This is a genomic window from Streptomyces mangrovisoli (assembly GCF_000974985.2).
Classification (GTDB): Bacteria; Actinomycetota; Actinomycetes; order Streptomycetales; family Streptomycetaceae; genus Streptomyces; species Streptomyces mangrovisoli.
Window position 1 is genome coordinate 14,920 of record NZ_LAVA02000012.1, and the last position, 12,454, is coordinate 27,373.

General features: G+C 71.5%; 11 protein-coding genes. 1 reads left to right on the forward strand and 10 read right to left on the reverse strand.

Annotated features, from left to right (window positions below; genetic code table 11):
* Positions 1–14: 14 nt before the first annotated feature.
* The 4 genes from WN71_RS05945 to WN71_RS05960 form a co-directional block, all read right to left on the reverse strand.
* Positions 15–482: a GNAT family N-acetyltransferase gene (locus WN71_RS05945; RefSeq protein WP_046590825.1), complete on the reverse strand. Its 468-nt coding sequence runs from the start codon at positions 480–482 to the stop codon at positions 15–17.
* The gene (locus WN71_RS05950; RefSeq protein WP_046590827.1) at positions 479–1,423 is read right to left on the reverse strand and encodes an RluA family pseudouridine synthase; all 945 of its coding nucleotides are present in this window, start codon (positions 1,421–1,423) and stop codon (positions 479–481) included. Before WN71_RS05950 ends, WN71_RS05945 begins: the two co-directional genes overlap by 4 nt.
* A 70-nt stretch (positions 1,424–1,493) precedes the next feature.
* Positions 1,494–2,132: a signal peptidase II gene (gene lspA, locus WN71_RS05955; protein WP_046590829.1), complete on the reverse strand. Its 639-nt coding sequence runs from the start codon at positions 2,130–2,132 to the stop codon at positions 1,494–1,496.
* 111 nt (positions 2,133–2,243) lie between these two features.
* Positions 2,244–2,990 (reverse strand): TraR/DksA family transcriptional regulator, encoded by a 747-nt coding sequence (locus tag WN71_RS05960; protein WP_046590832.1) that lies wholly within the window; start codon positions 2,988–2,990, stop codon positions 2,244–2,246.
* 610 nt (positions 2,991–3,600) lie between these two features.
* On the opposite strand from WN71_RS05960, the gene ileS reads away from it, so the two are divergent.
* Complete coding sequence (gene ileS, locus WN71_RS05965; RefSeq protein WP_046590834.1) at positions 3,601–6,738, forward strand: isoleucine--tRNA ligase; 3,138 nt, start codon at positions 3,601–3,603, stop codon at positions 6,736–6,738.
* 556 nt (positions 6,739–7,294) lie between these two features.
* Here the strand turns inward: ileS and WN71_RS05970 are convergent.
* The 6 genes from WN71_RS05970 to ftsZ all read right to left on the reverse strand — a co-directional run bounded on the left by WN71_RS05970 (position 7,295) and on the right by ftsZ (position 12,319).
* Positions 7,295–8,512, reverse strand: a complete 1,218-nt coding sequence (locus WN71_RS05970) for a DivIVA domain-containing protein (protein ID WP_046590836.1) — start codon at positions 8,510–8,512, stop codon at positions 7,295–7,297.
* 53 nt (positions 8,513–8,565) lie between these two features.
* Positions 8,566–8,850 (reverse strand): YggT family protein, encoded by a 285-nt coding sequence (locus tag WN71_RS05975; protein ID WP_046590837.1) that lies wholly within the window; start codon positions 8,848–8,850, stop codon positions 8,566–8,568.
* A gap of 50 nt (positions 8,851–8,900) precedes the next feature.
* Positions 8,901–9,542, reverse strand: coding sequence for a cell division protein SepF (locus tag WN71_RS05980; protein WP_046590840.1), 642 nt, complete (start codon positions 9,540–9,542; stop codon positions 8,901–8,903).
* A gap of 129 nt (positions 9,543–9,671) precedes the next feature.
* On the reverse strand, positions 9,672–10,391 hold the full coding sequence (locus tag WN71_RS05985; RefSeq protein WP_046590843.1) for a YggS family pyridoxal phosphate-dependent enzyme: 720 nt from the start codon (positions 10,389–10,391) through the stop codon (positions 9,672–9,674).
* Positions 10,392–10,397: 6 nt separating this feature from the next.
* Positions 10,398–11,126: a peptidoglycan editing factor PgeF gene (gene pgeF, locus WN71_RS05990; RefSeq protein ID WP_046590844.1), complete on the reverse strand. Its 729-nt coding sequence runs from the start codon at positions 11,124–11,126 to the stop codon at positions 10,398–10,400.
* Positions 11,123–12,319 carry a cell division protein FtsZ gene (gene ftsZ, locus WN71_RS05995; protein WP_046590846.1) on the reverse strand — a complete coding sequence of 399 codons (1,197 nt, stop codon included), beginning with the start codon at positions 12,317–12,319 and terminating at the stop codon, positions 11,123–11,125. Before ftsZ ends, pgeF begins: the two co-directional genes overlap by 4 nt.
* Positions 12,320–12,454 lie beyond the last annotated feature (135 nt).

A 12,454-nucleotide genomic window follows, 5' to 3' on the forward strand; every position in this document is an offset into this window, starting at 1 on the left:
GCTCCCGCGGTCGGCTACAGCGCGCGCCGCATCCCCTGGTGCGGGATGCCCGCCTCCTCGTACTCGGCGCCGTAGGGCTCGTACCCGAGGCGCTCGTAGAACCCCAGGGCGTGGGTCTGGGCGTGCAGGTCGACCGCGGCGAGACCGCGCGCGCGGGCCGCGTCCTCGATGGCGCGCACCAGGGCGACGCCGACGCCGAGCCCGCGGGAGCGCTGCGCCACGGCCAGCCGGCCGAGCGAGCCGAGGGTGAGGTCCCCGCCGGTCTTCTCCGCGGCCCGCTCGCCGTGCAGCAGGCGGCCCGTGCCCAGGGGCACGCCGTCGCCGGTGATCGCCAGCACGTGCACCGCCACGGCGTCGTAGGCGTCGTACTCGATGTCCTCGGGGACGCCCTGCTCGCCGACGAAGACCTCCTTGCGCAGCGCGAAGCACGCTTCGAGGTCGGCGGGGTCCTCGGCGACGCGGACCGTGTATGCGGCGCTCATGCCCACGTCTCCTCGCGGACCTGCTCAAGGGCCTGCTGAAGGTCCTCGGGGTAGTCGCTCTCGAACTCGGCCCAGGTGCCGTCGCCGGGGTGCTCGAAGCCGAGGCGGACCGCGTGCAGCCACTGGCGGGTCAGGCGCAGCCGCTTGGCGAGGGTCGGGTCGGCACCGTAGGTCAGGTCGCCGACGCAGGGGTGGCGGTGGGCGGCCATGTGCACGCGGATCTGGTGGGTGCGGCCGGTCTCCAGCTTCACGTCGAGCAGCGAGGCCGCGCGGAACGCCTCGATGAGGTCGTAGTGCGTGACGCTGGGTTTGCCCTCGGCGGTGACCGCCCACTTGTAGTCGTGCTGCGGGTGGCGGCCGATGGGGGCGTCGATGGTGCCGCTGGTCGGGTCGGGGTGGCCCTGGACGAGCGTGTGGTAGCGCTTGTCGACCGTGCGCTCCTTGAACTGGCGCTTGAGCGAGGTGTACGCGCGCTCCGACTTGGCGACCACCATGAGGCCGGAGGTGCCCACGTCGAGGCGGTGCACGATGCCCTGGCGCTCGGCGGCGCCGGAGGTGGAGATGCGGTACCCGGCGGCGGCCAGGCCGCCGATCACGGTGGGGCCGGTCCAGCCGGGGCTCGGGTGCGCGGCGACGCCGACCGGCTTGACGATCACGACCACGTCGTCGTCGTCGTGCACGATCTCCATGCCCTCGACGGGCTCGGCGACGATCTGCACCGGGGCGGGCGCCTGCGGCATCTCGACCTCGAGCCAGGCGCCGCCGCTCACCCGCTCGGACTTGCCGACCACCGCGCCGTCGACCTGGACCTTGCCGGCCGCGGCCAGCTCGGCCGCCTTCGTGCGGGAGAAGCCGAACATCCGGGAGATGGCGGCGTCGACGCGCTCGCCCTCCAGGCCGTCGGGCACGGGCAGGGTGCGGATCTCGGGAAGCGTGCTCACCCGTCGAGTATGCCGGACCCCACCGACAGCCCGGTCCACGGTCCCCGCGGACCGGGCTGTCGGGAGGGCGTCAGTCCTTGTGGACGGTCCCGTCCGGGTCCAGCCCGCGGAAGGAGAGCAGCACGATCAGGATGCCGCCGCAGACGATCGCCGAGTCGGCCAGGTTGAACACCGCGAAGCCCTTGGGCGCGATGAAGTCGACGACCTGGCCCTCCAGGATGCCCGGCGAGCGGAAGATCCGGTCGGTGAGGTTGCCGATCGCGCCGCCGAGCAGCAGACCGAGGGCGATCGCCCAGGGCAGGCTGTAGAGCTTGCGGGCGAGGCGGATGATGACCACGATCACCGCCGCGGCGATCACCGTGAAGATCACCGTGAACGCGGCGCCGAAGCCGAAGGCGGCGCCGGGGTTGCGGATGGCGTTGAGCTCCAGCCAGTCGCCGGCCAGCTTGATCGGCGCGTGGTGCTCCAGCTTCGCGACCACCAGCAGCTTGCTGATCAGGTCGAGGGCGTACGCGAACGCGGCGACCGCGAACAGCACGGCGATCCGCCGCCCGCCCCGGGGCCGCTCGGCGGCCTGGTCGGCGGCCCGCTCGTCCGCCCCGGGGGCGCCGGACAGGCCGGACACACCGGGCGTCCCGGGCGTGGCCGCCTGCTCGCCGCTGTCGTCCGGGATGTCCGGCGTACCGATGATGCGCTCCGCCTCTGCCACGTGAGTCCCTCAACCTAGGTGCCTGACTGAGGACGAGGGTACGGCACGCCCTCGCGGGCCCACCTCCTCAGTGGCCCGGCTCCCGTTCCCCGGTGGCGCCGCTCCCGCCGCTCAGTAGCGCCGCTCCTGCTTCTGCTTGCACTCCACGCAGAGTGTCGCCCTGGGGAAGGCCTGCATCCGGGCCTTGCCGATGGGGTTCCCGCAGTTCTCGCAGAGGCCGTAGGTGCCCGCGTCCAGCCGCTCCAGGGCGCGCTCGGTCTGGAGCAGCATCTCGCGCGCGTTGGCGGCGAGCGCCAGCTCGTGCTCGCGGGTGATGTTCTTGGTCCCGGTGTCGGCCTCGTCGTCGCCGGCGCCGTCGCCCGAGTCCCGCATCAGGCCCGCCACGGACGCCTCCGAGGCCGCGATCTCGGCGCGCAGCCGCTCGCCCTCGGAGAGCAGCTCCGTGCGCGCCTCCTCGACCTCCTCGGGGCTCCAGGGCTCCTCCCCCGGGCGGACCGCGAGGTCGCCGGGCTCGACCGCCGCGGAGATCCGTGCCTTGGGGACGCCGCTCTTGGCCGCCGTGGCCGTGCCAGGGATCTTCTTCGCAACCACTGTCGTGGCTCCCGTCTGCTCCGCGGCCCGCGCCGCGCCCGCTTTCCTGGACGTGCTGGTCTTGGCCGTGGCGGCCTTTCCCGAGGCAGCCTTCCCCGAGGCGGCCTTCCTGGTCGTCTTCTTCGCGGCCGGCTCCGTGTCCGCCGGGGCGGCCGGGTCCGCCGCGGCGGCCTCCTTCGCCGCGGCGCTCCTGCGTGCCGCGGTGGCCTTCTTCGCCGCGGTGGTCTTCTTCGCCGACTGCTGTGCGGCGGTCTTCTTCGCCACCATGGCCGCGGCCCCTTCACATATTGTGATCTTGCTCGCGAATCGTGCTGGGACGATAAATCGACTTGAGTCCCGCGGCAACGGGGCACGCCGCCCCGACCGTCCGCCTCGCGCGTGCGGCGCGGCCGATCTCAAGGCGTTGTGCCCAGCAGGCCGCGGGGTAATCCGCGAAGCCGGGCGTCCCGGGATCCGAACACCCGTACCCGCCCAATAGGGTCATCACACCCCCCTCGCGGACCCGCTTCCCGGGGACCCGAAAACCGGTCGGCCGCCGTCGGCACCGCGCCGTACACTGGGCGGAGCGAAAAGCGTGGATGGGGACGAGTAGCGGCGTACGCAGCCCAGAGCGATCCGGGGACGGTGGGAGCCCGGAGGCGAGCGCGACGCGAAGATCACCCCGGAGCCGCCGGAGGAAAGCCCCGCCACGAGCCGGGGCCGTAGAACCGGCATCGCGACCCCAATGAGGGGGCCCACCGGCGCGCACGGGCGCATCGGGGGGCCAAGGAGGGTGGTACCGCGGGAGCGCGCCCAAAGCGGCGCGGAGGCAGGCAACAGGCCGGCCCTCTCGTCCCTCCGGACGGAAGGCAGCAAGTCCGCCGGAGGAAGCTCGCTGATGACAACGCCGACGTACCGCCAGGTGCCCGCCCAGGTCGACCTGCCCGCGCTCGAGCACGCGGTGCTCGACTTCTGGCGCGAGCAGAAGATCTTCGCCAAGAGCCTGGAGCAGTCCGAGGGACGCCCCGAGTGGGTCTTCTACGAGGGCCCGCCCACCGCGAACGGCATGCCCGGCGCCCACCACATCGAGGCCCGCGTCTTCAAGGACGTCTTCCCCCGCTTCCGCACCATGCGCGGCTACCACGTGGGCCGCAAGGCCGGCTGGGACTGCCACGGCCTCCCGGTCGAGCTCGCGGTCGAGAAGGAGCTCGGCTTCAGCGGCAAGCAGGACATCGAGGCGTACGGCATCGCCGAGTTCAACGAGCGCTGCCGCGCGTCCGTGCTGCGCCACACCGACGCCTTCTCCGAGCTGACGACCCGCATGGGCTACTGGGTCGACCTCGACGACGCCTACGTGACCATGGACCCCGAGTACATCGAGTCCGTGTGGTGGTCGCTGAAGGAGATCTTCAACAAGGGGCTGCTGGTCCAGGACCACCGCGTCGCGCCCTGGTGCCCGCGCTGCGGCACCGGACTGTCGGACCACGAGCTCGCGCAGGGCTACGAGACGGTCGTCGACCCGTCCGTCTACGTCCGCTTCCCGCTCACCTCCGGCCCGCTGGCGGGCCAGGCCTCGCTCGTGGTGTGGACGACGACCCCGTGGACCCTGGTGTCCAACACGGCGGTCGCCGCGCACCCCGAGGTGACCTACGTCGTCGCCACGAACGGCGAGGAGAAGCTCGTCGTCGCCGAGCCGCTGGTCGAAAAGGCGCTCGGCGAGGGCTGGGAGACCACCGGGGAGTCCTTCACCGGCGCCGAGATGGAACGCTGGACGTACCAGCGCCCCTTCGAGCTGGTCGAGTTCCCCGAGCCCGCGCACTACGTCGTCAACGCCGAGTACGTCACCACCGAGGACGGCACCGGTCTCGTCCACCAGTCCCCCGCCTTCGGCGAGGACGACCTCAAGGTCTGCCGCGCCTACGGCCTGCCGGTGGTCAACCCGGTGCGTCCCGACGGCACGTTCGAGGAGGACGTCCCGCTGGTAGGCGGCGTCTTCTTCAAGAAGGCGGACGAACGCCTCACCGAGGACCTCGCCGAGCGCGGCCTGCTCTTCAAGCACCTGCCGTACGAGCACAGTTACCCGCACTGCTGGCGCTGCCACACCGCGCTGCTCTACTACGCGCAGCCGTCCTGGTACATCCGCACCACGGCCGTCAAGGACCGTCTCCTCGAGGAGAACGAGAAGACCAACTGGTTCCCGGACACGGTCAAGCACGGCCGGTACGGCGACTGGCTCAACAACAACATCGACTGGGCGCTGTCCCGCAACCGCTACTGGGGCACCCCGCTGCCCATCTGGCGCTGCGAGGAGGGCCACCTCACCTGCGTCGGCTCCCGCGCCGAACTCACCGAGCTGACCGGCACGGACCAGTCCGCGCTCGACCCGCACCGGCCGTTCATCGACGACGTCACCTTCGCCTGCCCCGACTGCTCGGCCACCGCCACGCGCGTGCCCGAGGTCATCGACGCCTGGTACGACTCGGGTTCGATGCCGTTCGCGCAGTGGGGCTACCCGTACAAGAACAAGGAGCTGTTCGAGAGCCGTTACCCGGCGCAGTTCATCTCCGAGGCGATCGACCAGACCCGCGGCTGGTTCTACACGCTGATGGCCGTCGGCACGCTGGTCTTCGACAAGTCCTCGTACGAGAACGTCGTGTGCCTCGGCCACATCCTGGCCGAGGACGGCCGCAAGATGTCCAAGCACCTGGGCAACATCCTCCAGCCGATCCCGCTGATGGACCAGCACGGGGCGGACGCGGTGCGGTGGTTCATGGCGGCGGGCGGCTCGCCCTGGGCGGCGCGGCGCGTCGGCCACGGCACCATCCAGGAGGTCGTGCGCAAGACGCTGCTGACGTACTGGAACACGGTCGCCTTCCAGGCGCTGTACGCCCGCACGTCGAACTGGGCGCCCAGTGCGGCGGACCCGGCCCCGGCCGACCGGCCGCTGATCGACCGCTGGCTGCTGTCCGAACTCCACGCGCTCACCGACCAGGTGACGCAGTCTCTGGAGGCGTACGACACCCAGCGCGCCGGCAAGCTGCTCTCGGCGTTCGTCGACGACCTGTCCAACTGGTACGTGCGCCGCTCGCGGCGCCGGTTCTGGCAGGGCGACAAGGCCGCGCTGCGCACCCTGCACGAGGTCGTGGAGACCGTCACCAAGCTGATGGCGCCGCTGACCCCGTTCATCACCGAGCGGGTCTGGCAGGACCTGATCGTGCCGGTCTCCCCGCACGCCCCGGAGTCCGTGCACCTGGCGTCCTGGCCGGAGGCGGACCTGTCCGCGATCGACCCGGAGCTGTCGCGCCAGATGGTGCTCGTACGGCGCCTGGTGGAGCTGGGCCGCGCCACGCGCGCGGAGTCGGGCGTCAAGACCCGCCAGCCGCTGTCGCGCGCGCTGGTGGCCGCGGCGGGCTTCGACGGCCTCGACCGCGAGCTGCACGCGCAGATCACGGAGGAGCTGAACGTCAGCTCCCTCGCCTCGCTCTCCGAGGTCGGCGGCTCGCTGGTGGACACCACGGCCAAGGCCAACTTCCGCGCGCTGGGCAAGCGGTTCGGCAAGCGGGTGCAGGACGTGGCCAAGGCCGTCGCCGCCGCCGACGCGGCCGCGCTCTCCCTCGCCCTGCGCGAGGGCACGGCGTCGGTCGAGGTCGACGGGGAGACGGTGACCCTGGCCCCGGACGAGGTGATCATCACGGAGACGCCGCGCGAGGGCTGGTCGGTGGCGTCCGACGCGGGCGCGACGGTCGCGCTGGACCTGGAGATCACCGAGGAGCTGCGGCAGGCCGGTCTGGCCCGTGACGCGATCCGGCTGATCCAGGAGGCCCGCAAGAACAGCGGCCTCGACGTGGCGGACCGGATCGCGCTGCGCTGGACCTCGACGGACGTGGCGGTCGTCGCGGCGCTCACCGAGCACGCGGGGCTGATCGCGGACGAGGTCCTCGCGACGGACTTCGCGCAGGGGGAGGCGGACGGGTCGTACGGCGCCGCGTTCACGGACGAGGGGTTGTCGCTGGTGTTCCGCCTGCGCAAGGCGTAGCGCGTAGTGCCTCTGGCAGTTCGCAGCAAGGGCCGGGCTCGCTCCCTCCGGGGGGCGGGCCCGGCCCTTCGCTTGCCACGGGCGGTCGACCTGTGCGGGTCCGTCGTGGCTCGTCGCGCAGTTCCCCGCGCCCCTGAGGGGACCGCCCGCACCGACGCTGCGCACGCCTCGGACAGGGCCGGGCACACTGCCCCAGCGCGGGCACATCGTGGCCGATCGCGCAGTTCCCCGCGCCCCTGAGGGGGTGACGCTGAGGCCACAGAGCCGCACCTGCCGACCCCGCCGGCCGCGCTCCCCCAGGGGCGCGGGGAACTGCGCGACAAGCCACCACGCACCCGCACCCACACGAGCAGTCCAGCCCACCCTTCGAGGGGCGCGGGGAACTGCGCAAAAGTCGCCACGCTCCCGCACACCCCGTCGGCCGGGGCCGAGCCTCGCGCAGCAACCCCGTCGAGCCCGCCGCACGGCGAACGGGCGGGGCCCCGGACCGAAGTCCGGGGCCCCGCCCGTGGTGCAGGCTGCCGACGCCTACGCAGTGTTACCGGGCCGGCGGCCCTTAGTTGTCGTCCTCGTCGATCAGGAACCCACGCATCGGCGAGGGGGCCTGACCCATCGGGCCGGGGCCCTGCGGGCGGACCGGCGCCATCGGCTGGGTCATCGCCGGGGACATCTGCTGCTGGCCGCCGAAGGACGGGCCGACTGGGCCGGGGCCACCACCCATCGCCGGGTTGCCGCCGTAGGACGGGGCGGTCGCGCCGGCCGGGGCCATCGAAGGCGCCGGGGACGGCGGCAGCGAGGGCGCCGCGGGGCTGCGCGGCGGGGCCAGCGAGTCGTCGGCCTGGGTCTCCAGCTGACGCAGCTGGGACTCGAGGTACGACTTCAGGCGCGTGCGGTACTCGCGCTCGAAGCCGCGCAGGTCCTCGACCTTGCGCTCCAGCGTGGCGCGGGCGGACTCCAGGGAGCCCATCGCGACGCGGTGCTTCTCCTGCGCGTCCCGCTCCAGGGCGTCGGCCTTGGCACGGGCGTCACGCTCGAGACCCTCGGCGCGGCTGCGGGCCTCGCCGACGATCTTGTTGGCCTCGGAGCGGGCCTCGGCGATCGCCTGGTCGGCGGTCTGCTGGGCCAGCGAGAGCACACGAGCGGCGCTGTCGCCACCGGGACCCTGGCCCATCGGACCGGGGCCACCCATGGGACCGCCCATGGGGCCACCCATCGGACCGCCCATGGGACCACCCATGGGGCCGCCCATCTGCTGCTGCATCGGGGGCTGGCCGCCCATGGGGCCCTGACCCATCGGGCCCTGGCCCATCGGACCCTGACCCATGGGGCCCTGGCCCATCGGACCCTGACCCATGGGGCCCTGGCCCTGACCCATCGGACCCTGACCCATCGGACCGGGACCCTGCGGGCCCTGGCCGCCGGGACCGGCGGGAAGCTGCGGGGCACCGCTCGGCAGCTGCGGCGGGCCGCCCATGGGCCCACCCATCTGCTGCGGCGGGCCAGATATGCCGGCGGGCACGGGGCCGCCGGGTCCACGCATGCCGCCCTGAGGCTGGTCCTGCTCCGGAGGCTTGCGCATGTTCTGCTGGTTCTGGGCAGCAGCACGCGTCGCGGCGGCCAGCTTGGCGCGAAGGTCCTCGTTCTCGCGCAGCAAGCGGGTCAGCTCGGCTTCGACCTCGTCGAGGAAGGCATCGACCTCGTCCTCGTCATAGCCTTCTCGGAGGCGGACGGTCGTGAACTGCTTGTTCCGCACGTCCTCGGGGGTCAACGGCATCTCTTCACCTCAACGTAGTCGTCGGCATTCGGCAAGACGGTAGGTCACATCGCTCACAGCCGGCTCACGACCGAGATCAGGATGTAGACGATGATCATCAGTACGAAGAAGGACAGGTCGAGCGCCACGCCCCCGAGACGCAACGGCGGGATGAACCGCCGCAGAAGCTTGAGCGGTGGATCAGTGACAGTGTAAGTGGCCTCCAGAACCACCACCATCGCCTTGCCGGGTTGCCACGAGCGGGCGAACTGGAAGACATAGTCCATGACCAACCGGAAGATGAGCACGATGAGGAAGCACATCAGCGCGATGTAGATCACATCCAGGAACACGCTCATGCCTGTGCTTCCCTCTCCCCAGCCCTCGTCCGTTTCCGGTTCCTACGTCTTCAGCTCTGGTTGAAGAACCCGCCCTCTGCGATGCGGGCCTTGTCCTCCGCCGTGACATCGACGTTAGCAGGCGACAACAGGAACACCTTCTGCGTCACCCGCTCGATGCTGCCGTGCAGACCGAACACCAGACCAGCCGCAAAGTCGACAAGTCGCTTCGCGTCCGTGTCGTCCATCTCCGTGAGATTCATGATCACCGGAGTGCCCTCACGGAAGTGTTCCCCGATGGTACGGGCCTCGTTGTAGGTCCGGGGGTGGAGTGTGGTGATCCGGTACGGCTCTCGTTCCGACACGACCTTGGGCATGATCACCGGTGCGTTCTTCTCCAGGGACTGACGTTCTTGTGTGATGGACGCCACGGGCGCGATGCGCGCGGGACGACTCGATTCCGCGACGAGCGAAGCAGAGCGGGCGACCGGCTCGCGCTGGGCGGGCGGCTGCACGATTCGTACCTCTTCGTCCCTTTGCGACTGGTGTGCTCCGTGGGACTGGTGGGGCGGCTCGTGCCGCCGATGGTCCCGCTCGGGCTCCGGGTCCAGTTCGGGCTCGAAGTCGTCATCGGGGTCGAACCCCCGGCCGTCGTACCCATCGTCCTCCACGAGGCCGAGGTAGACCGCCATCTTGCGCATCGCGCCGGCCATGCTCTGAGTCCTCCGCTCTGTGGTGGATCGGCTGACGACCGTCAAGTGCCCGCGATCCACGTGGTCGTTAGCCCCGCCTTTCGGCGGAATTGACCATATTTTCTGCTGTGGTCCGACTTCTTGGCGACGTTACCCGAGCCTGGGGCGGACTCCGAGTACCGCGGTGCCGACGCGTACATGTGTCGCTCCGGCGGCCACGGCCTCTTCGAGATCCGCACTCATCCCTGCCGACACCATGTTCGCAGCCGGATGACTCCTGCGCAGGTAGGTCGACAAATCCATCAGCCGCTCGAAGGCCGCCCGTTGACGCCCGGCGTACTCCCCCGCCAGCGGCGCGACGGTCATCAGCCCGGCGAGTCGCAGTCCCGCCGATCCGGCGACGAGGTCGGCCAACTCTTCGATTCCGTCGGGGGCGACGCCGCCCCGCTCGCCCCGGTCGCCGGAGGCCGCGTCCAGCGCGACCTGGATCAGGCACCCCACCTCGCGGCCGGCCCGCTCCGCCTCCCGGGACAAGGCGGTCACCAGCCGGGCACGGTCCACGGACTGCACCACATCGGCATAACCGACCACGGAACGGACCTTGTTGGTCTGCAACTGCCCGACGAAGTGCCAGGAAAGCGGCAGATCCGCGCATTCGGCCGCTTTGGGCGCCGCGTCCTGGTCCCGGTTCTCCGCGACATGGCGGACGCCGAGCCCCGACAGGATCCGCACATCGCTCGCCGGATAGGTCTTGGTGACCACGATCAGGGTCACTTCCTCCCGCTTGCGCCCTGCGGCGACACAGGCGGCGGTGATGCGCTCCTCCACCTTCGCCAGATTTGCGGCGAGTTCGTCCCTACGGTCCGTCATGTCCCATCAGTCCAGCCAGACATAGCTCGCGAGCCGCCCCGTGGTGCGGTCGCGGCGGTACGAGAAGTGATCAGCCGACTCCCGAGTGCACACCGGCGACTGCTCCCGGTCGCACACCCCGAGCGCGGCGAGCTGCGCGTGCACTCCGGCGCTCACGTCGACCGCCGGGGTGCCCCAGCTGGTCTCGGCGTGCGCCGCCGGCTCCACGGCGGAGACCTCCGCGCGCATCGCCTCCGGCACCTCGTAGCACCGGCCGCACACGGCGGGCCCGGTGCGGGCGACGATCCGGGACGGCTCGGCGCCCAGTTCCATCATCGCGCGTACGGCGGCGGGGACCACTCCGGCGACCATGCCCGGCCGCCCCGCGTGGGCCGCCGCCGCGATCCCGGCGACCGGGTCGGCCAGCAGGACCGGCGTGCAGTCGGCGGTGAGCACGGCGAGCGCGAGTCCGCGCCGGGCGGTGACGATCGCGTCGACCTCCGGCACCGGCCGCCCGCCCCAGGGGGCGTCGACCACGGCGACGTCCGCGCCGTGCACCTGGTTCATCCAGACCACCTGCGCCGGGTCGAGCCCGAGGGCCTTCGCGGCCAGCTCGCGGTTGGTCACCACGGCCGCCGGGTCGTCGCCGACGGCCCCGCCGAGGTTGAGCTCCTCGTACGGAACGGCGCTCACCCCGCCCCACCTGTCGGTGAAGGCGAAGTGCGCGCCGTCCGCGGTGTCGCGCCGTCCTATCACTTCAGGAAGTCCGGTACGTCCAGTTCCTCGGCCGCGCTGTCGGTGTAGGCGCGCGACGGCGGGACCGGCGGCGCGACCGGCAGGTCGGCGACCGGCTCGGGAGCGGGCTGCGGGTCCTCCTTGGGCGTCACGCTGCCCAGCGAGCCGAAGGAGGGGCGGCTCTCCGGCTGGCGGGCCGGAGCGGGCTCCTCGCGGCGCGTGGGGGCCGAGGAGGAGCCGAGGACGGTGTCCCGGCGGGCGGGCGGCTGGCCGCCGTCGAAGCCGGCCGCGATGACGGTCACGCGGACCTCGTCGCCGAGGGCGTCGTCGATCACCGCGCCGAAGATGATGTTGGCCTCGGGGTGGGCGGCCTCGCTCACCAGCTGGGCGGCCTCGTTGATCTCGAACAGGCCGAGGTCGGAGCCGCCGGAGATGGACAGCAGGACGCCGCGGGCGCCGTCGATGGACGCCTCGAGCAGCGGCGAGGAGATCGCCATCTCGGCCGCGGCCACCGCGCGGTCGTCGCCGCGGGCCGAGCCGATGCCCATGAGCGCCGAACCGGCCTCGGACATCACCGACTTCACATCGGCGAAGTCGAGGTTGATCAGACCGGGCGTGGTGATGAGGTCGGTGATGCCCTGGACACCGGAGAGCAGCACCTGGTCGGCCGACTTGAAGGCGTCGAGCACCGAGACCTGGCGGTCCGAGATGGACAGCAGGCGGTCGTTGGGGATGACGATGAGGGTGTCGACCTCTTCGCGGAGCTCGGCGATGCCGTCCTCCGCCTGGTTGGCCCGGCGCCGCCCCTCGAAGGTGAACGGGCGCGTCACCACGCCGATGGTCAGGGCGCCCAGGGAGCGGGCGATGTTGGCCACGACGGGCGCGCCGCCGGTGCCGGTGCCGCCGCCTTCGCCGGCCGTCACGAAGACCATGTCGGCCCCCTTGAGGACCTCCTCGATCTCCTCGCGGTGGTCCTCGGCCGCCTTGCGGCCGACGGCCGGGTTGGCGCCGGCGCCGAGTCCGCGGGTCAGTTCACGGCCGACGTCGAGCTTGACGTCCGCGTCGCTCATCAACAGCGCCTGCGCGTCGGTGTTGATGGCGATGAACTCGACGCCCTTGAGACCGACCTCGATCATCCGGTTGATGGCATTGACACCACCGCCGCCGACACCGATGACTTTGATGACTGCGAGGTAGTTCTGCGGTGCTGCCACGTCGAAGGCCTCTCGCCTCGAGTTACGTGTCGCCGTCCCGCGGTGGTCTCCGCGTTCCGACGACTGATGCCGAATGGGACGGTCCGAGTGCCGACCCGAACCCTAAAGTTGAAGTTTAGGGTTACCAGTGTGTCC